The organism is Shinella sp. 1A1, assembly GCF_055379515.1.
Genome location: NZ_AP039671.1, coordinates 205,690 through 223,764, shown reverse-complemented (window position 1 = coordinate 223,764; position 18,075 = coordinate 205,690). Strand labels below are relative to the sequence as shown.

Annotated in this window: 18 protein-coding genes, 1 tRNA gene and 1 riboswitch; of the genes, 4 read left to right on the top strand and 15 right to left on the bottom strand. The window is 56.9% G+C overall.

Going from position 1 to position 18,075, the window contains the following annotated elements:
- Window positions 1-100: 100 nt before the first annotated feature.
- The 13 genes from ACZ48C_RS01135 to ACZ48C_RS01075 form a co-directional block, all read right to left on the bottom strand.
- On the bottom strand, window positions 101-433 hold the full coding sequence (locus ACZ48C_RS01135; RefSeq protein WP_464781924.1) for a DUF1403 family protein: 333 nt from the start codon (window positions 431-433) through the stop codon (window positions 101-103).
- 401 nt (window positions 434-834) lie between these two features.
- A tRNA-Gly gene (locus ACZ48C_RS01130) sits at window positions 835-908 on the bottom strand.
- Between the two features lie 437 nt (window positions 909-1,345).
- Complete coding sequence (locus ACZ48C_RS01125) at window positions 1,346-2,029, bottom strand: metallophosphoesterase family protein (protein WP_464781923.1); 684 nt, start codon at window positions 2,027-2,029, stop codon at window positions 1,346-1,348.
- Complete coding sequence (locus ACZ48C_RS01120; RefSeq protein WP_464781922.1) at window positions 2,010-2,978, bottom strand: ATP-grasp domain-containing protein; 969 nt, start codon at window positions 2,976-2,978, stop codon at window positions 2,010-2,012. Before ACZ48C_RS01120 ends, ACZ48C_RS01125 begins: the two co-directional genes overlap by 20 nt.
- Window positions 2,975-3,826: an NAD-dependent epimerase/dehydratase family protein gene (locus ACZ48C_RS01115; protein WP_464781921.1), complete on the bottom strand. Its 852-nt coding sequence runs from the start codon at window positions 3,824-3,826 to the stop codon at window positions 2,975-2,977. The genes ACZ48C_RS01120 and ACZ48C_RS01115 overlap by 4 nt, the downstream gene beginning before the upstream one ends.
- A complete protein-coding gene (locus ACZ48C_RS01110) occupies window positions 3,823-4,545 on the bottom strand; it encodes a class I SAM-dependent methyltransferase (RefSeq protein ID WP_464781920.1) in 723 nt (240 codons plus the stop codon). The genes ACZ48C_RS01115 and ACZ48C_RS01110 overlap by 4 nt, the downstream gene beginning before the upstream one ends.
- Window positions 4,538-5,479, bottom strand: a complete 942-nt coding sequence (locus ACZ48C_RS01105) for a glycosyltransferase family 2 protein (protein WP_464781919.1) — start codon at window positions 5,477-5,479, stop codon at window positions 4,538-4,540. The genes ACZ48C_RS01110 and ACZ48C_RS01105 overlap by 8 nt, the downstream gene beginning before the upstream one ends.
- A gap of 286 nt (window positions 5,480-5,765) precedes the next feature.
- Window positions 5,766-6,617, bottom strand: coding sequence for a class I SAM-dependent methyltransferase (locus ACZ48C_RS01100; RefSeq protein ID WP_464781918.1), 852 nt, complete (start codon window positions 6,615-6,617; stop codon window positions 5,766-5,768).
- On the bottom strand, window positions 6,604-6,999 hold the full coding sequence (locus tag ACZ48C_RS01095; RefSeq protein ID WP_464781917.1) for a GtrA family protein: 396 nt from the start codon (window positions 6,997-6,999) through the stop codon (window positions 6,604-6,606). The genes ACZ48C_RS01100 and ACZ48C_RS01095 overlap by 14 nt, the downstream gene beginning before the upstream one ends.
- A gap of 136 nt (window positions 7,000-7,135) precedes the next feature.
- Complete coding sequence (locus ACZ48C_RS01090; protein ID WP_464781916.1) at window positions 7,136-7,819, bottom strand: WbqC family protein; 684 nt, start codon at window positions 7,817-7,819, stop codon at window positions 7,136-7,138.
- Complete coding sequence (locus ACZ48C_RS01085) at window positions 7,816-8,445, bottom strand: class I SAM-dependent methyltransferase (protein WP_464781915.1); 630 nt, start codon at window positions 8,443-8,445, stop codon at window positions 7,816-7,818. The genes ACZ48C_RS01090 and ACZ48C_RS01085 overlap by 4 nt, the downstream gene beginning before the upstream one ends.
- 103 nt (window positions 8,446-8,548) lie before the next feature.
- On the bottom strand, window positions 8,549-9,697 hold the full coding sequence (gene rffA, locus ACZ48C_RS01080) for a dTDP-4-amino-4,6-dideoxygalactose transaminase (protein WP_464781914.1): 1,149 nt from the start codon (window positions 9,695-9,697) through the stop codon (window positions 8,549-8,551).
- A gap of 32 nt (window positions 9,698-9,729) precedes the next feature.
- The gene (locus ACZ48C_RS01075; RefSeq protein WP_464781913.1) at window positions 9,730-11,670 is read right to left on the bottom strand and encodes a hypothetical protein; all 1,941 of its coding nucleotides are present in this window, start codon (window positions 11,668-11,670) and stop codon (window positions 9,730-9,732) included.
- A 266-nt stretch (window positions 11,671-11,936) separates the two neighbouring features.
- Between ACZ48C_RS01075 and rfbA the strand changes: the two genes are divergently transcribed.
- Both rfbA and rfbB read left to right on the top strand, forming a co-directional pair.
- A complete protein-coding gene (gene rfbA / locus ACZ48C_RS01070) occupies window positions 11,937-12,803 on the top strand; it encodes a glucose-1-phosphate thymidylyltransferase RfbA (RefSeq protein WP_464781912.1) in 867 nt (288 codons plus the stop codon).
- Between the two features lie 28 nt (window positions 12,804-12,831).
- A complete protein-coding gene (gene rfbB / locus ACZ48C_RS01065; protein ID WP_464781911.1) occupies window positions 12,832-13,875 on the top strand; it encodes a dTDP-glucose 4,6-dehydratase in 1,044 nt (347 codons plus the stop codon).
- A 52-nt stretch (window positions 13,876-13,927) separates the two neighbouring features.
- On the opposite strand, the gene ACZ48C_RS01060 is transcribed toward rfbB, so the two are convergent.
- Window positions 13,928-14,953 carry a LacI family DNA-binding transcriptional regulator gene (locus ACZ48C_RS01060; protein ID WP_464781910.1) on the bottom strand — a complete coding sequence of 342 codons (1,026 nt, stop codon included), beginning with the start codon at window positions 14,951-14,953 and terminating at the stop codon, window positions 13,928-13,930.
- A gap of 105 nt (window positions 14,954-15,058) precedes the next feature.
- Window positions 15,059-16,165, bottom strand: coding sequence for a 2'-deoxycytidine 5'-triphosphate deaminase (locus ACZ48C_RS01055; protein WP_464781909.1), 1,107 nt, complete (start codon window positions 16,163-16,165; stop codon window positions 15,059-15,061).
- A gap of 79 nt (window positions 16,166-16,244) precedes the next feature.
- A riboswitch (SAM riboswitch) is annotated at window positions 16,245-16,323 on the top strand.
- 42 nt (window positions 16,324-16,365) lie between these two features.
- Here ACZ48C_RS01055 and ACZ48C_RS01050 point away from each other — a divergent pair.
- Together ACZ48C_RS01050 and apaG are read left to right on the top strand one after the other, a co-directional pair.
- Window positions 16,366-17,550, top strand: coding sequence for an O-succinylhomoserine sulfhydrylase (locus ACZ48C_RS01050; RefSeq protein ID WP_119257515.1), 1,185 nt, complete (start codon window positions 16,366-16,368; stop codon window positions 17,548-17,550).
- 123 nt (window positions 17,551-17,673) lie between these two features.
- The gene (apaG, locus tag ACZ48C_RS01045; RefSeq protein ID WP_119257514.1) at window positions 17,674-18,066 is read left to right on the top strand and encodes a Co2+/Mg2+ efflux protein ApaG; all 393 of its coding nucleotides are present in this window, start codon (window positions 17,674-17,676) and stop codon (window positions 18,064-18,066) included.
- Window positions 18,067-18,075 lie beyond the last annotated feature (9 nt).

The following is an 18,075-nucleotide window of genomic DNA, read 5'->3' as shown; positions in this document are numbered from 1 at the left end:
AGGGAGGGCGTAGTAGCGGAGAGCGCAAAATTGGAATGAGCTCGCCTGCCAAAGCCACGCATCCCACGGAAACTGTGGAGATCGCAGCATGATTGGTGCCTCAACAGAGCAACGGAAAAAGGCTCATGCGTCGGAGCCCTTCGCGATACTCAATCAAACTGAGCCAGGAGCATACCGAGCCTTTGTGGGCCAAAAGCACCCGGCCGGCCGGACCGGGATCGTCGCCGGCGGCACATTTCAGGGCCTGGCGGGAGCGCCAGCAGCCGGCCCAGGCGGGCGCGGTACGGACAAGATCGTCCAGCGATTTCAAGGCGATGCCGGCGGTGAAGGCGGCGGCGAGTTCGTCCGGCTCGCGACCACGCGGCAAGGCCCAGCCAAGCATCCCGGTGGAGTGCACGACGGAGGAGGCAGGTGGGATGACGGGCGATTCCATGGCAGCCAACATACAGCACGCGAGCGGTTTATGCCATCATTATGACAATAACAGCACAGCCTGTCTCTCCTATATAATGATGGATAAGCTTGCCTTATCAAATATATATAAGGCTATGCTCCAACCCGTTTATGATTCAAAATGCGAAAAACAACGGCAAAGCGAACTCTCTTCTTGACTAGACTCTAAATATTGCGTTCGGCGACTTCTATAGGCTCGACATATGCGTTGAACACTGGACCTGTTACTTTGATTTCTCCCAACCTAACACGCCCAGTTCGAGTCCTGCCCTCAGATTCCCTATGTCTTTGTTTTATAATAATAAAATTTATTTTAGAATGACATAAAGTTCCTTTAAATTCAGAACTCCATGGCCCTCAGTGGATCACTATGGAAATAGTTGGAGCGGGTAGCGGGAATCGAACCCGCGCGTTCAGCTTGGGAAGCTGACAGGCTACCATTACATCATACCCGCAGGGCAGCGCCGATGGCGCATCCATCCAACAGTTCGCGAAGCGTGTCAAGCGAAGGATGGGAGTGTTTCGGAAGCGCCCTTTTGGCGGCAGGATTTGCTGACAGGTTTCTCGGCGTCTCGATCAGATTCCCGGGCTACGGGCAGCTTTTTCTAGCGAAACGCGCAATACCAAGCACAGTCTCGCTTCACAGTTGATTCCGGGAGCGCTCATGACTGAACATTCTAAGCAGTATCTTGCATAGCGAAAATCGACCACGATCCGTTTCAGTTCCTTGTGCCCCTCCCTCCGGCTGGCGCAATCTCCACAACTCGAATGGCGTTAATCCTCTGCGCATTTTGCATCAACTGCAAACGTCGCGCCAGAATCCTTGCTCTGCGGAAAGCGCCGCTGACCGATCTACTGTTCTTTACCGACCTTAGCGCGAATTAGATCTGCGTTAGAGCGCTGCGGGCACTACACCGCCACCTATCATGGAGCCGTTTTCCAAGTTCTCAGAAAAATAGCGCGTGAAGCCAGCATCTGCCATCGCCTGATGCACACTCTTGATGTCGTAGGCAATGCGACGTGTGGAGAACCGCTCACCGTCCCAAATCGCAAAGGCAGCGGCCGGATTGCCGTCTCGCGGTTGCCCTACCGAACCCGGGTTGCAATACTTCTTCCCCTCCCCTTCCCAAGTTAGTTGCACATGGGTATGGCCCGAAGCGAAAACAGATCCGTCCAACGGCAAAAAATACTGACTGCTAGGCACGAGATATTCATCCAACGGATCATTCCAACCTCCATGTACCACGCTGATCTCATGCCACCGCGCTTGTGATTGCTGAGCTGCTAACCAATTAAAATTATCCTCGCGGATAACTTGCCGCTGATGATCAAGGCAGCGATTAGCGCTGTTCGACCGGGGGCACGGCACGTTCCGCGTGAGGTAGAAGTCATGGTTGCCAAGTAGTACTGGGATATTGCGTACGCGCAAAGCGTCACAGCATTCGTTAATCTGGCAGTAATATCCAGCGACATCGCCAAGACACATGATATCGCTGACATCCAACATATCGAGCGTTCGCAGCACGGACGATAGCGCTGAATAATTTCCGTGGATGTCAGATATCAGTCCGATCATAACTGATCCAGTCCTCGATATAACGATTTGCTGATCCTTGCCGAAGCGTTGGCTGTTCTATCAACGCATCATTTAAATAGTAGTCGACGCACATGGCCGCCTCGTTATAGCCAAAGGCGGTCCTGATCGACGTTGATGACGATATTCTGGGATTAATTTCAAGTAGCTTCCAGCCTTCCCGCGCCTTGCGGAATTGCAAATTTGTCGGTCCAACCGGCCTGAATATCGCAAATAGCCGTTCCACGACATCATCCAGCGTGGGATCGTTGACGACCCACGCCTTGTCCGTCGCGCCTTGTGCTGACAATCGCCGCCGCATGGAAATCCGTGCCAGCAGCGCACCGGTGCCATCACCAAATGCACCTACCGTATACTCCTCCATATCGTCGCCGACGAAGGGCTGAGCTATCAGTACAGTGCCAAGGCGTTCTGCGTGGGGGGCAAAATCCGCAGGGTCCGCCACCTTAACGATGCCTTTGGAAGCGTAACCTTTGCGCGGCTTGAGAATGAAGGGCAGGCCGAATTCACTCACCAGAGCGCCATAACTGCCCATCGTCAGACATTCGATGCGAGACATCTCACCATGTGCCGCCAGCGCGTCGTGCAGAACCAACTTGTCCTTGCAGACATCCACGAGAGCACGATTGTTCAGCGCGAGTTTGGTGCTTGTAAAATCGTCGCGGTGATCGGAGAGGAAATGGGCATCCTGCTCGATTCCTGGAATGACAAGGTCGACCGAGTGTTCATCGATCGTGTCCTTTAGCCAAGACGAATAATCGGCCGATGCGGTTAGGGGCGCTGGCTCGAAATGGTCCGCCCAAACTTGCCCCACGGCATCGGGGTAGATATCCGCTGCCACCAGTTTCAGGCCAGGCCGCCCCGCACGTAGTGCACGCAGAATGCCATAACCTATAATGGCACCAACGCCTGTCACCATGACGGTGGTCATGACTCGCTCTCCTGTTTGAGGCGAAATAGCCGCATGCCATTGATCAAGGACGTTTCAGGTACATAGGTAATAGCTTCGATAAGACGCCGATCCATTTCCACTTCGACATCACCGAGATCAGGCTTGCTACAATCGAAACCAATTGTGCCGGTGGTGCCGAAGACATCATAGGCAAGGGCAGCGACTTTTGACAGCCTATGAGCATCAGGATGAGCTACATTGAACAGACCGGTCACGCCGCGCAGAATCACGCGCCGACATATCTCAGCGAAATCAGGAATGAATATATAGTTCCGCCAGGGGTCGCTCCGGCCGAAGATGACTATATCCTGACCGGCCGCAGCCCGGTCCAGGATATGATAGAACATACGCTGGTGTACACGCGCAGCTCCCACCGCATCGTAAAGCTGCGTGGGACGCAAAATCGTGAGCGCCAAATCGTGCTCGGCACAAAAAAGCGTGCAAAGCTCCTCACCCTGCCGCTTGGTCAGAGAATAAGCATTATAGAAACTGCTTCCTACGCAATAGCCCGCAAAAGCAGAAGAAATCTGGACAATGTGCTTGGCTTCGACCTGCTTGGCTAGAACACAAGCCTGCAACGCACCCAAAGCGTTCACACGCGCGGCTTCAAGCATGTCAGATGGTTGCTGCGATCCGAAATAGGCCGCGACATTTACAACAACATCATAGGAGGCCTGTAACTCCTCCCACGGTGTATCACGCCCGAGGTCGAGCTGGATATCCGCATTTCGACGCCCCGCGAAAGTCACCACCGCGTCTGAATTGAGCGCTTGGCCCAAGGCCAGCCCTACAGTTGATGTGCTCCCGATAATCAGGACCCGTTTCACGGGGCTCGGGCCTTCATAAGCAGACCGGCGCAAAGCTCAGGATAATCGACACCGACTTCGCACATGGCACGCGTAATTGCCTCGTCAAGATCGAGCGACAATAATTGGTTCGTGGTCAGAGGCTTGAGGAAAATACCTTCAGTTCCTTCGACAATATACCCTGCTTTCTCCATCTCTTCGCGTAACGTTTCAAGCGAGTAGACGCGGCGATGTCCCAAGGCGAGGTCAGCTTTGGTAAGGGCAAAATAGTCCGATAACAAGTTTGCCGCTCGCCCAAAGCGGCGGTGCAGCGTTTCCCCGTTCGGCACGGCGACGAAACATCGTCCGCCCGGCTTCAGAAACTGCCGGAATCGCCTCAAGATTCCCCCCGGGTCTTCCACATGCTCAAGCACAAATCCCATAACAATAAGATCATACTGCTTGCCTGGGTTGAAATTTTCGAAATAAGCTTCATGTATTGTCGCCTTGCAATCAGGAAATCGATCACGAAACCGCTCAATTACTGCCGGTGATCCATCAACAACATCATGAGCAGAAAAGAATTCTGAAAATTTATATGAAGAATATCCATGACCAACACCAAGCTCCAAAAGAGATTGATTTTTCTCAGACTCTCTTAATATCCGCTCAGGATACCAATTTAAAATGATACTGTTGTCAAACTCATATGCGAATGAAGCATCATAAGCGGATTTGTATTGATCCAAATTATCACTCATCTTCACCACCTTGATGAAAGTTACGAACAATGTAGAGCGGACGGCGTTTTACCTCTTGGAATAATTTGCTGATATAAAGCCCAATAACACCAAGGATGAGGATGATTGACCCGCCGAGAAACCAGATTGATGCCGCGAGAGATGTAAAGCCGGTTTGAATGCTATCCGGATGGATAATGCGCTGAAGGATCACATATCCACCATAAACGATCGAGCCGCTCCAAACCAGAAGCCCGAACAAGAACACCCATATCAGTGGCGCGATGCTGAAGGACGAGAATGAGTCGGCGACCTGCAACAGCTTTCGGGGCAGACTGTAGCTAGAATGATTGCGCGGGCGTTGTGATTTGTTGAGGGCAAGGGGCTTCTGCACGAAGCCCGTCCAAGCGAATGTACCCGCCAAAAAGAGTACGCGGTCCTCAACGCGAAGCAGGGCATCAACATAGGCCCGCTTCATCAGCCGGCACGTCATGGGATTGGTTGGTATTCGCACCGACGAGTACCAGTTGATAGCCCGCCAGAAGAAGCCTCCTAGATGCTTGGATGCCCCCCCTCCGGCCCGTTGCGCTTGAGCACCGAAAACCACGTCGGCATCGCTCTCGGCCATTGCAGCAACAAACAGCGCAAGCCATTCCGGCTGCTCTTCGAGATCGCAGTCCATCAGAAATATGAAGTCACCGCACGAATGCTCCAGTCCGGCCATGATCGCTGGATGATGGCCGAAATTGCGCGCTAATTCGACTATCCGAATGCGTGGGTCACTTCGCTGCAGAGTCTTGGCCTGAATCAGGCTGGCATCAGGCGAACCGTCATCAACCAGCAAAATCTCGTAGTCGGCACCCGCGAAAGCCTGCGCCATCGGCGTTATCCGGCGGCAAAACTCCGCAACAAATGCTTCGGATCGATACATGGTGGAAATGATGGAAAGCTTCATGACTTCTCTATTGCCTGAGTCCCAATTACGAGACCAGTGCTAGGTGCGATTGCACGCCAATGCGTTATTGGGTCGCTCCCGCTAGCAACCTTCCTTCAGCAGGCTCTTGAGCGAGCGATCGAGCGTTTGCCTCAAACTCGTCATATCCCTCCAAACAAGCCCAATCCCGGCTCCAAGCATGAGAAGTATCCTCTTCACAAAAATACAGTTTATCTATTCGCCAAGATGGATCAGCGACCACCTGTAGATCGGGCCACGTAACGGGCGACTAAAGCTCGCTCAACGACTATTCAGATGTCATCCCGGCTGCAACTACAGGCTTCCTAATGAAGGCCTTCATATACGGACTGAACCTGGCAGGCAGACATTGGGACAAACGGCCAACACCAAGCACGCGTAGCAGACGCGCCAAGCCCGCAATGGTCGCCTGCCGAGTACGGAATTCAGGGTCGCTGTCCAAACGCAGCAACATTCGCGCCATGACGCCGCGGTCAAAGGTCAAGTCGATACCCAGACGGTGGCATTCGCGCGATAAGGCCGGAACAGTGATGAAATTGAGCGAGTTCCAGAGTCCGTGCGCGTCAACCTCCTGCTCAACCTTTTCAATATGTCGGGCAAAAAGCTGTCGTGTCCGTACAGGTCCGCCAACAATCGGAATTCCGAAATGCGGCTCGTAAGGAATCGCATAGTTGGGGCATAGGACAATTATAGCGCCCTTGGGCGTCAACAGGGCCGTGCTGTTCGCCACCGCCTGCTTCCAATCTTCAAGGTGCTCAAAGACATTCACAGAGAAAATAAGATCGAAAGGCCCTTCTCCATCAGGCAAAGCAAAATTCTCGATCCCCGTGCGGTGAATCTTTAGATTGTCGAAAGCCGCCTCAACCCGTTCCAAAGTGGCCTCAAAGGCGGAGAACCCTTTTCCGAGAGGCTCAAGTCCGGAGAACGACAGATCTGGCCGAAGACCTGCAAGTTTTGCCAGGAGGAAGCCCGTGCCGCAGCCCACCTCGAGGACCCGTGCTCCCGCAGACAGCACATCGAGCGCTCCTCCAATTTCCGACAATCCGAATGCCGCTTCGGCAATGATGCGGGACCGTTCGCTAGGGTCAGTAAAAAGGTCAGCGGGATCAATCTGCGACATCAGTTACTTCCTCGAAGACAAAACGATCCAGAACACGAAAGAGCGGTACGATCAGCGCAACAGCAGAGAGTAAAGCCGCCAAGAGCGGTGAAACACCGAAGCCGTCGACGAGTACTGTCATAAAGGCGATATGCATGACGTAGACAAGAACATACGCCGCAAGGTAGCGCCAAAATGAACGTCTTATCGGCGCACTGCTTTGCCAGGACCATACACGGTTTTGCAGGTATCCCCAGAACATTCCGAGGACATAAGTCACAGTAGCCGCAATGCGGTACTCAACCGTGAGATAGGTAAGAAGGGCAAACAATCCGTACAGGGTGAGATTGACGACGACGCCGGTGACTATGAAACGCATGGCGGTGGAGCGGACTATCGACAAGCTTCCCACCATACAATTTGGGAGCGCATTTTCATCCTACCTAACAAAACAAATCCCCACACGCTCAACGCACCTGCTACTCTTTTTCCGCAAAAAGAGTCGGAAAAATATTTCCGCAGCCGGAAAATAACGAGTATCAGGCAAACAATCCTTCAGGTCCAAGATGGGCCAGCGCATCCAAGACAGATACCCCGGCCTCGTAACTTCCATTCATCTGTCGATAGGCCGGATAGGCGGGATACTCCATCCACTCCACGGCGATGCCCGCTGTGGTAAACTGGCCGACATCCAAATAGACCTGAGCGGAGCGACCGCTCAGGTAGTGTGTTGCGCCGAGTGCCCGACACATCGATACAAGCCTCCCAGTTCTATCGCCTTCCTGAGAAAGATCCGCAGAGTTATGCAGCGACGTTGACACGCCAAGTTCTGCCATGACAGCTTCGACAAAGAAGCGATTAATCCGCGAAAGATTTCGCTCTTCAGAGAGGGCCGTGTACCATTCTTTTAAACGCGGCCCAAGATAAGATGCATAAAGAGGCGCCTTTCCAAGCGTATTCTTCAACACGGAAACGTGCTTTTCAGCCCACCCAATGTCAGAGACAAGAGTCTCATCAATTCTCTGATACAGTCGACCGGCGGTGATTACTGGTAGCGTCAACCATAGCGGCCCTGACGCTGCGACAATGCGATTACGATTACGCCAATCCCCCTTTGTGTACTGAACAGTGTCGTAAAACACAAAATGATCCGCCCGACGGATGAGATCGAAATAGCCCCGCCAAGGTATATAGTTTGACTGAAGGATCACCACCGTCGTCACGAGACAATCCCGTCAATTATACAATGCGAATACGGCAAGCGCATCATATCGGTGCGTATAACGGTGCTGATATGCGCATATTGTGTGCCTAGAAGCGCGCGGTATGCGGGTTCCGTACGGATATTCCTGCCACTGTCCAACGCCTTGAGAAGACGCGCCACCGGATTTTGTCCGGCATGCAGAACGGGTTCAATTCCAACGTAACGCCCGCCAGACGCCAACAGGGACGCGATCCGCTTCAGCAGGTCTGCTGCGATCGCGTCGTCGAGATGGTGAAGAATTCCAATACCGACGACCGCATCCGGCGCTCCTATATCTGCAATCAGCGCCGGATCGGCGAGATCACCATGGATGAACCGAACAGAATCCCCGCCATACTTCAGCTGGGCTGTTTCGATATGGCGCGGGTTCCAGTCAATGCCGGTATAGGCCGCTGCATGGGAGAGATACGGCGCCCAACTTCCCGGACCGCACCCGACCTCCAGAACCTTCTTGCCCTCCAGCCCAGCGAAAAGAAGATCTGCAACGTGCTTGCGGCCTTCCGCGCCGCCCAGAATGTTCTGGATTGCCGCATAAATTGCGGGAACCGTGACGAGGCGATGCAGCCCGCTTGTCCGCTCTGCCATTCCAACCTCTTCGCTATGTTTCCAGAGAACCGGGCACCGTTACCATGAACCCGATTCAGGAATCCAGACGAAAACCAAGGCGAGACCGCCTCATCCCCTTCGCTCACAGGTGATCGGCAAGCAGGTATGCGCGAGCAGCAGCGATCGTCGGCTCGATGTGGGTTTCCATGCCGAAATACACCGGCAAGCGAACAAGACGCCCGGAGATATCGTCGGTCACGGCCAGCGCATCGCTTGCACGACCGTAGCGCAAACCGGCCGGCGCGCTATGCAGCGGTACGTAGTGGAAGGGCGTTGCAACGCCGCGTTCCCGCATAAAGGAAATGAAAGCGTCACGGTCCTCTATGTCCCTCAGCAGCAAATAAAACATATGCCCGTTGCTTTCGCAGTCAGGCGGGCAGTGCGGCAGCCGCACCCGTCCGCGCTCTGCAAGGTCAGCGAAGGCTTCGGCATAGAGCTGGCAAAACATCAGGCGCTGCCTGTTGAGATTTTCGACCTGTTCGAGCTGCGCGGCAAGGAAAGCCGCGATCAACTCGCCGGGCAGAAAGGAGGAGCCGATATCCACCCACGTGTACTTGTCTACCTGACCACGCAGGAAGCGAGAGCGATTGGTGCCCTTCTCGCGAATGATCTCGGCCCGCTCGATCAGGTCGGGCCGGCAGATCGTCAGCGCTCCGCCTTCGCCCGAAATGATGTTTTTCGTTTCATGGAAGCTGAAAGCGGCCATGTCGGCAAGTTGACCGGCCTTGCGACCCTTATAGGTCGAGCCGAGGGCCTGCGCGGCATCCTCCACCAGAGACAGGCCGTGCGCATCGGCCAGGGCACGTAACGCATCCATGTCCGCCGGGACACCCGCGTAGTGAACTGCCGTGATCGATTTCGTGCGCGGGGTAATGGCACGTGCAACAGCTTCCGGATCGATGTTGAGTGTTCTGGGGTCGATATCCACGAAAACAGGTGTCGCCCCGCGAAGGGCAACGGCATTTGCCGTCGAAACGAAGGTGAAGGACGGCATGATTACTTCATCGCCCTCACGCAGATCCAACAGGATCGCCGCCATCTCAAGCGCTGCCGTGCAGGAATGCGTCAGAAGAGCCGCCTGCGCGCCGGTCGCCTCGATCAACAGCCTGCTGGAAAGGCGGGTGTAATAGCCATCCCCCGAAAGCTGACCCCGGGCGATGGCGTCCTGAATATATTCAAGTTCCTTGCCAATCGACGAGGGATGATTGAAGGGATGTTGCATCTTGGCCATGCGTGGCTCCAAGCGTCCTAGCGGAGTGGGTTTCAATTTTCACAATTCAGGGTCGTCATCCCGTCGGGGCCAACGCGAAGAATACGTTTTAGCGAAAGGGTTGCGGCTTTTTCGCAAACCGCGGCATCATCGAGTATCCTCGCCGAGGAGACTTCCGGCCGGTAGTCGGCAAAGCCGTAGGTCAGCGGCAGTTCGCAATGGTCCGCGAGGGGTGGCAGCCCATCCAGCATCGGTCTTCGGGTCGTGGCCGGAATGACGAAAGATGCCGTCCAGCAAAATTCGTGTCCGTCCCAGATCTGACGCACACGGGGATCGACTTGCACCGCTTCAATCGTGGGATCAGCCTCAATCTGATCAACAATCTGGCCGAAGACAGTTCTTGCGAGTAATCCTCGTGTACCTTCTCCGTTCGAAACCTGCGCAATCGCTCCAAGAGATTCCAAGTAAGCATGCACTATTCGCTGTGGCTTTGCTCTCGTGAACACTAGAATAGCCAAAATTGCAGCTAAAAGCGCTGCTACAACGGCAATTGTGCGACGTGAGACAAAACTGCCTTTCGGCGGCCAGTCCGCCACCTGATTCTCAAATCCAATGTAAAATAATACAGCCCAGAGCGCAGGAGACACGAAATAAGCTTCCGCGAGGCCAGGCAATCTCAAAATTACCCCACAAATAAAGCCACTTAACAACATTACAAAAATTGAAATTCTAAATTTCAAAATATATTTATTACATTCTACATCAAATTTATTGAACCTATATATGACAAAAAATCCCAAAATTACCGCGATAAATATCTCCGGAACGCGCCTATACAAATAAAACAGCCCAAACATCTCTCCTCCATCCGAAACGATTCGAGAATAACTCGAAAAATATACGAACAGGAAAGGCATCGCTCCGAAAACAGCTGCCATTACAAAGCCCCATATGCCGAAAGACAATGCAAGCCAGGTACAAACACCAGACGCCAAGATCGCCCCAACAGAGATTTTCGCCTGAGACGCGAGAAAAACCAGAAGAGCGAGGCTAGCCCCTGTCGCAAAATCGACCTTTCTGGGTTCACAACAAGCCATAACAAGCAAGGCAAGCATCAGCACCCAAAGCCCGATCACGAAGCTTTCGGAGAACCAGATAGACATAAGGGCTGCAGTGTTGAGCAGTAGAGCTAAAGCCACTAACGCCATCACCGCCACGAAAGGATCAGCCGAGACGGCCGTGGCCTGCCGCGACACTGCCAAACTGGTGAGAACGAGAAATATAAGAACCGGAATCCCGACGACGGGAACGAAGAGGCTATAGGCCATCAGATCAGGAAGATCAGACCAGGTAGCAAATGCCCCGATTAAACGATGACTGAGCGTGTGGTAGTTTAATCCCACCAAACCATCGAGACCAATCGAAGCGACGTGCGAGTACTGCAACGATCCTGCAATGGAGGCCTGAAAAAGAGTATCTCTGAATTGCCGACCGAGAAGCGCATTTTCGAAGGCGAGAGGATGCGAATAGCCTTTTAGCACCATGGCCGCCATGCCGGCGCCCGCAATCACGAATCCTAAGAAGAGCATTGCCCCGAGCTGCTTGCAAGACAACAACTGCCGTTGCCTTGCCTTAGCCAGAAGGACGAGAAGGGAGAGCAATAAGGCCGCATCCGCAAAAGGAGCAACCATCGCCCCCCCCTGCACAAACAGGGAAATGAGCGCGACCGGCACCAGCGTTATGCTCGACGGTCGCGATCGCTTCTCAATCATCAAAGCGAGCGACAGGACGAATGCCAGCATCAAGCCGAAACCGCGCAAAAAATGCAGAGGGCCGATTGAAAAGGCACTCCCTCCCGCCGGAAGGCGCAGGGCTAAAAGAATGAGACCACCAGACGCAGACACCGTCATTGCCAACAGAAGAGCAAACGCAAGCGACTGCGCTCGTGACTCGTTCTGCGTTTTTACGGTGAGTGTACTTTCCGGCGCACTCATGTTTCTGGCGCAACGCTAGGCATGAAACGTCCCCACATTTGGCATCTGGTCACTGAGTGCAGGCTTTAGTCGATATGAAGCAGGCTGCCAATATTCATGCTCACTTCGCCGAGACGCCTTTCCTCGAAAAATAGCCCCGTTCCGATTGCCGACCCAGGATTGGCTGGGCACGCCAGTCAAGGGATCGCGTTGCCAGTTTATTGCGGAGTGCGGATTGCCAGAACAGTCCGTCCGACTGTAAACGAGGGCAGCAGAGAGGGAAGCGTATGAAGGGTATCATCCTTGCGGGCGGCAGCGGTACGCGGCTTCATCCCGCGACCTTGGCGGTAAACAAGCAGTTGCTGCCGATATACGACAAGCCGATGATATACTATCCGCTTTCCGTGCTGATGCTGGCACGAATTCGCGAGATACTCATTATCTCCTCCCCGGCCTATGTCGAAAACTACCGGCACCTCTTTGGCGACGGCTCCAAATGGGGAGTCGAGATTTCATATGCTCTGCAGCCGAACCCCGAGGGGCTGGCGCAGGCATTCACCATAGGCGCCGATTTTCTTGCGGGTGGCCCGGCAGCCCTCGTGCTCGGCGACAATCTCTTCTTCGGCGCCGGCCTCATCAATCTGCTGATGCGGGCGCGCGAACACAGGCACGGGGCGACAGTATTCGCCTACGAGGTTGAAGACCCGGAACGCTACGGCGTCGTGGAACTGGGACCCAATGGCCGGGCCATCGGCATCGCGGAAAAACCCGCGTCGCCGAAATCACGGTATGCCGTAACGGGCCTCTATTTCTATGACGAGACGATCGTGGAGCGAGCCCGCAACCTCAAACCGTCTCCGCGCGGCGAATACGAAATTACCGATATCAATCGGCTCTATCTCAACGAGGGATCGCTGCATGTGGAGCGTATGTCACGCGGTTATGCCTGGCTCGACACCGGCACGCATGACAGCCTTCTGGAGGCCTCGGAATTCGTGCGTACTGTTCAGAAGCGTACAGGCACGTATATCGCATGCATCGAGGAGATTGCGTGGTCAAATGGCTGGATTACGCGTGACCAGTTGATTGAGCATGGCAAAAGCTTCGCGAAGACCGGCTATGGCGCCTATCTTCTGAAACTCGCCGAGACCTGAACGAGATCGCCAGCAAGGAAACATCAGCATGCGCATTCTTGTGACCGGCGGCGCCGGCTTTATCGGCTCGGCATTGGTGCGCTATCTCGTCGGCCAGGTGGGCGCGGACGTACTCACCATCGACAAGCTGACCTATGCAGGCAACCTCGCATCGCTACGGGCCATTGAGAACGCCCCGAACCATCGCTTCCTTCAGGCCGATATCTGTGATCGGGCCGCCTTGAGCGAAGTATTCGGTACATTTCGTCCCGAGATTGTCATGCACCTTGCGGCGGAAAGCCATGTGGACCGGTCGATAAGCGGCTCGGCGGAGTTTATTCAGACCAACATCATCGGCAGCTTCACGCTTCTTGAGGAAGCCCGCCAATACTGGAACGAGCTCGAGGCCGCAGAGAAACAGGCGTTCCGCTTTCTTCATGTCTCGACCGACGAGGTCTATGGTTCGCTCGGCAGCACGGATTTGTTCATTGAATCCAGCCCATACGACCCTTCATCGCCGTACTCGGCATCGAAGGCAGCAAGCGACCACCTGGCGACCGCATGGCATCGCACCTATGGCCTGCCAATCGTCATTTCCAACTGTTCCAACAATTACGGCCCATACCACTTCCCGGAAAAACTCATCCCGCTTGTCATCCTCAACGCGCTGGAAGGAAAGCCCCTTCCCGTCTATGGCAGCGGTGCGAATATTCGGGACTGGCTGTATGTCGAGGATCACGCAGAAGCGCTCTATCTCGTCGCAACTCGGGGCCGGCCGGGAGAGAAATACAACATCGGCGGGCGCAACGAGCAGCGCAATGTCGATGTGGTGCATCGTATCTGCTCGCTGATGGACGAAGCGCGCCCCGGCGCCGCGCCTCATAGCAGCCTAATCCGCTTCGTGCCGGATCGACCGGGTCACGACGCACGCTATGCCATCGATGCGACCAAACTCGAGACCGAGCTCGGCTGGAGCGCCCGCGAGAACTTCGACACCGGCATCGCGAAGACCATAAGCTGGTATCTTGAGAATGAATGGTGGTGGCGCCCGTTGCGTGATGGCGTCTACGCTGGCGAGCGGTTGGGACTTTAAGAAGCCCTCACCCAGCGCCGGATGCACCTATTCAACTGTTTACCCTGGCACATCAAGCGAGCCGGTCGTCGGAGCGTTCGATCAGCTGGGGCATGATGAGCGCCTGCAGAGCCTCGGGCGGCTCGCCTTCCATGCGGCGCAGGATGTATTGGCCGAGCAGTTCGCTCGGCTCGTGGATCGGCAGGTAATAGGTGGTGATCGGCGGGGCGAAGTACTGGCTGACATTGAGGTCGTCGGTCGCGTTGATCACCGCGTCGCGGCCGTGGACGAGGCCGCGTTCGTGGAAGCCGGAGAAGGCGCCGAGGGCCGAGGCTTCGTTGGCGCAGATATAGGCGGTCGGCGGGTTCGGCAAGGCCGACATTGCAAGCACGTTCTCCCGGCCGAAGGCGGGCGTCAGATGGCCGTGGGCGACGAGGGCGGGGTCGAACGGGAGGCCGGCGGCTTCGAGGGCCTCTCGGTAGGCTTCCAGGCGGACGATGGCGTAGCTGAGCTCGGCCATGGGATTGACCAGGGCGATGCGGCGGTGGCCGCGTTCGGCGAGGCGGGCGACGGAGTGGCGGATCATCCGGTCGTTGTCGGCGTCGACGAAGGCATGCGGGGCATTGTGGAGCGTGATGCCGTAGGTGACGAAGGGGAAATCCGCCTCCTGCATGATGCGCACGCGCGGATCGTCCGCTCGGGTACCGGACACGATGATGCCGTCGGCTTTCTTCAAGGAGACGATCTGGCGGATGGTGGCGAGGCTCTCCTCGAAATTGCGCACGGCATAGAGCGAGACGCGGTAGGGGCTTTCCTCCAGGGCCCAGGAAATGCCGCTGAGGAGCTGGGCGTATTCGACGCCCTCCCATTCGTTCTGCTTGGGGCCAGGCGCGGTCATGATGGCGGCGACCTGGTAGGTCTTGCCGGTGCGAAGCTGCACGCCATGCATGTTGAGCTGGTAGCCGACGCGCTCAGCGGCAGCCACGACGATGGCGCGCGTTTCCGGCCGCACCTGCGGGCTGTCGTTCAGCGCCTTCGATACGGTGGCGATCGAAAGGCCCGTCTCCTGCGCGATGGTCTTGATCGTGGGTCTTGGCATCGCGTCCCGTCTGGCTCGTCTTCCCTCGCCCCGCGCGAAGGTCATCAAACGTCTATCGCACGATAAAAACGTTTAACTTCATTGTAAAGGGCGAAAAGACCGGTCTCAGCCGGCGCGGAAATGCTTGGAGAGCTTGAGACCCTGCGCCTGGTAGTTGGAGCCGAGGCCGGAGCCGTAGAGCCCTTCGGGGGCGTTCAGCATGTGCTCGTAGACGAGGCGGCCGACGATCTGGCCGTGTTCCAGGATGAAGGGCACTTCATGGCTGCGCACCTCCAGCACCGCGCGACTGCCGGAGCCGCCGGCGGGGGCGTGGCCGAAGCCGGGGTCGAAGAAGCCGGCATAGTGGACGCGGAACTCGCCGACGAGCGGGTCGAAGGGCGTCATCTCGGCGGCATAGAGCGGCGGGACATGCACGGCCTCGCGCGAGACGAGGATGTAGAACTCGTCCGGATCGAGGATCAGCTCGTTGCGGCCGCGGCTGAACAGCGGTTCCCAGAAATCGTAGATGTCGTGCTGATTCTTGCGGTCGACATCGACGACGGAGGTGTGGTGCTTGCCGCGATAGCCGATGAGGCCGTCCGGGCCGGTGCCCTTGAGGTCGATGGAAAGCGCGATGCCGCCACCGGAGACGTTCGGCGTCTCGCTGGCGACGAGCGTGTCCGAGGCGTGCAGCGCCAGCAGCTCGCTTTCGCCGAGCAGGGCGTTGCCGCTGCGGAAACGGATCTGCGACAGGCGCGAGCCACGGCGCACGACGATGGGGAAGGTGCGCGGCGAGATTTCCAGATAGAGCGGGCCGGAATAGCCGGCCGGGATCTTGTCGAATTCCTGCGCGCGGTCGGTGATGACGCGGGTGAAGATATCGAGACGGCCCGTGGAGCTCTTGGGGTTCGCCGAGGCGGCGAGGTCCGCCGGCAGGTCGAGGCTTTCCATCAGCGGCACGATATAGACGCAGCCGGTCTCCAGCACCGCGCCCTCGGAAAGGTCGATGACGTGGAGTTGCAGCCGGTCGAGCTTGTCGGCGACGAGATGGGAGGGACCGGGCAGGAAGCTGGCGCGCACGCGAAACGCCTTCGCGCCGAGGCGCAGGTCGAGGCTTGCCGGCTGGATCTGGTCGCCGTCCAGCGCCGCCTCGCTCTTCAGCCTGCCGCTCTCGAACAAGCCGCGAATGGCGTTGTCCGCCAGAATGCCCGTGCTGCGCGTCGCAGAAACCATGGTCGTACCGTCCCTCTCAGAGGGCTCGCACAAAACCAAATGCCGGCAATTGACGCAAGCGCAGGGCCGCAGTATTAGCAGATTATCCCGTGGTGATTTGGCCGGCCGGCTTGCAGCCACGTAAAACAAGTAGCTAAAAAGGCCGGGTGACAAACCGGCCTGCTTACGCGGCCGGTTTTTTTGTTTGAAGGCACGATCACATGAGCAAGTCCTGGCGCCCGGCCACCCAACTCGTTCACGGCGGAACCACCCGCTCCCAGCACGGCGAAACCGCCGAGGCGATCTTCCTGACGCAAGGCTTCGTCTACGACACCTCGGCGGCGGCCGAGGCCCGCTTCAAGGGCGAGACGGACGGCTTCATCTACGCCCGCTATGCAAGCCCCACCAACGACATGTTCGAAAAGCGTATGTGCCTGCTGGAAGGCGCGGAGGACGCCCGCGCCACCGCCTCCGGCATGGCCGCCGTCGCCGCCGCCATCCTCTGCCAGCTGAAAGCCGGCGACCATATCGTCGCGGCCCGCGCGCTCTTCGGCTCCTGCCGCTGGGTGGTCGAGACGCTGGCGCCGAAATACGGCATCGAATGCACGCTGGTCGATGGCCGCGACCTTGCCAACTGGGAAAAGGCGATCCGGAAGAATACCAAGGTGTTCTTCCTCGAAAGCCCGACCAATCCGACGCTGGAAGTCGTCGACATCGCCGGCGTGGCGAAGCTCGCCAACCAGATCGGCGCGAAGGTCGTGGTCGACAATGTCTTCGCGACCCCGCTCTTCCAGAAGCCGCTGGAGCTCGGCGCGCATATCGTCGTCTATTCGGCCACCAAGCATATCGACGGGCAGGGCCGGTGCCTCGGCGGCGTCGTGCTCTCCGACAAGGAGTGGATCGCCGAGCACCTGCAGGATTATTTCCGTCATACCGGCCCCGCCATGTCGCCGTTCAACGCCTGGACGCTGCTGAAGGGCATCGAGACGCTGCCGCTGCGCGTCAGGCAGCAGACGGAGAATGCGAGCCGCCTCGCCGACTTCCTCGCCGACCAGAGCCAGGTCGCCCGCGTCATCTATCCCGGCCGCAAGGACCATCCGCAGGCGGATATCATCGCCCGGCAGATGTCGGGCGGCTCGACGCTCGTCTGCTTCGAGCTGAAGGGCGGCAAGGATGCGGCCTTCGCGCTGCAGGATGCGCTGGAGGTGGTGAAGATCTCCAACAATCTCGGCGACGCAAAGAGCCTCATCACGCATCCCGCCACGACGACGCACAAGAACCTGACGGATGAGGCCCGCGCCGAACTCGGCATCTCGCCCGGCACCGTGCGCTTCTCCGCCGGCATCGAGGACAGCGAGGACCTGCTGGAGGATTTCGCGCGGGCGCTTGCCAAAGTCGGGGCGTAAACCGCGCCATCAAGGAAACGATGGAAAGGCACCGGCCAGGGCGGCCGGTGCCTTCTTTGCATGTTCTTGACGCAGCCACATTCCTGTAGAATAGCTGGGCCTAATAAATTCCAAGGCATTCCCATGTATCGTGCGCTGACCCGCGACATCGAAGTGACCGTAGAGCCATATTATCTGGCCGATCAGTCCGATCCCGACGACAGCCGCTATGTCTGGGGATACCGCGTCGTCATCTCCAACCATTCCGACGTCGCGGTGCGGCTGATGACGCGCTACTGGCACATCACCGACCAGAACGGACAGGTGGACGAGGTCAACGGGCCGGGCGTCATCGGCGAGCAGCCGGTGCTGCGGCCGGGCGATACCTACGAATATTCCTCCGGCTGCCCGCTGGAGACGCCGTCGGGCATCATGTTCGGGCGGTATCGCATGGAGGCGGAGACGGGGGAAGCCTTCGACGTCGCCATTCCGGCGTTCTCGCTGGATACGCCGGGACAGGCGCGCACCCTCAATTGAGTAGATAGC

Coding starts and splice junctions, on each gene's coding strand:
- ACZ48C_RS01105 (WP_464781919.1), bottom strand. CDS start 5,479: ATGAAGCTTTCCATCATTTCCACCATGTATCGATCCGAAGCATTTGTT.
- ACZ48C_RS01120 (WP_464781922.1), bottom strand. CDS start 2,978: ATGACCACCGTCATGGTGACAGGCGTTGGTGCCATTATAGGTTATGGC.
- ACZ48C_RS01135 (WP_464781924.1), bottom strand. CDS start 433: ATGGAATCGCCCGTCATCCCACCTGCCTCCTCCGTCGTGCACTCCACC.
- ACZ48C_RS01110 (WP_464781920.1), bottom strand. CDS start 4,545: ATGAGTGATAATTTGGATCAATACAAATCCGCTTATGATGCTTCATTC.
- ACZ48C_RS01100 (WP_464781918.1), bottom strand. CDS start 6,617: ATGTCGCAGATTGATCCCGCTGACCTTTTTACTGACCCTAGCGAACGG.
- rffA (WP_464781914.1), bottom strand. CDS start 9,697: ATGGCCAAGATGCAACATCCCTTCAATCATCCCTCGTCGATTGGCAAG.
- ACZ48C_RS01125 (WP_464781923.1), bottom strand. CDS start 2,029: ATGATCGGACTGATATCTGACATCCACGGAAATTATTCAGCGCTATCG.
- rfbB (WP_464781911.1), top strand. CDS start 12,832: ATGCGCATTCTTGTGACCGGCGGCGCCGGCTTTATCGGCTCGGCATTG.
- ACZ48C_RS01075 (WP_464781913.1), bottom strand. CDS start 11,670: ATGAGTGCGCCGGAAAGTACACTCACCGTAAAAACGCAGAACGAGTCA.
- apaG (WP_119257514.1), top strand. CDS start 17,674: ATGTATCGTGCGCTGACCCGCGACATCGAAGTGACCGTAGAGCCATAT.
- rfbA (WP_464781912.1), top strand. CDS start 11,937: ATGAAGGGTATCATCCTTGCGGGCGGCAGCGGTACGCGGCTTCATCCC.
- ACZ48C_RS01050 (WP_119257515.1), top strand. CDS start 16,366: ATGAGCAAGTCCTGGCGCCCGGCCACCCAACTCGTTCACGGCGGAACC.
- ACZ48C_RS01060 (WP_464781910.1), bottom strand. CDS start 14,953: ATGCCAAGACCCACGATCAAGACCATCGCGCAGGAGACGGGCCTTTCG.
- ACZ48C_RS01085 (WP_464781915.1), bottom strand. CDS start 8,445: ATGGCAGAGCGGACAAGCGGGCTGCATCGCCTCGTCACGGTTCCCGCA.
- ACZ48C_RS01055 (WP_464781909.1), bottom strand. CDS start 16,165: ATGGTTTCTGCGACGCGCAGCACGGGCATTCTGGCGGACAACGCCATT.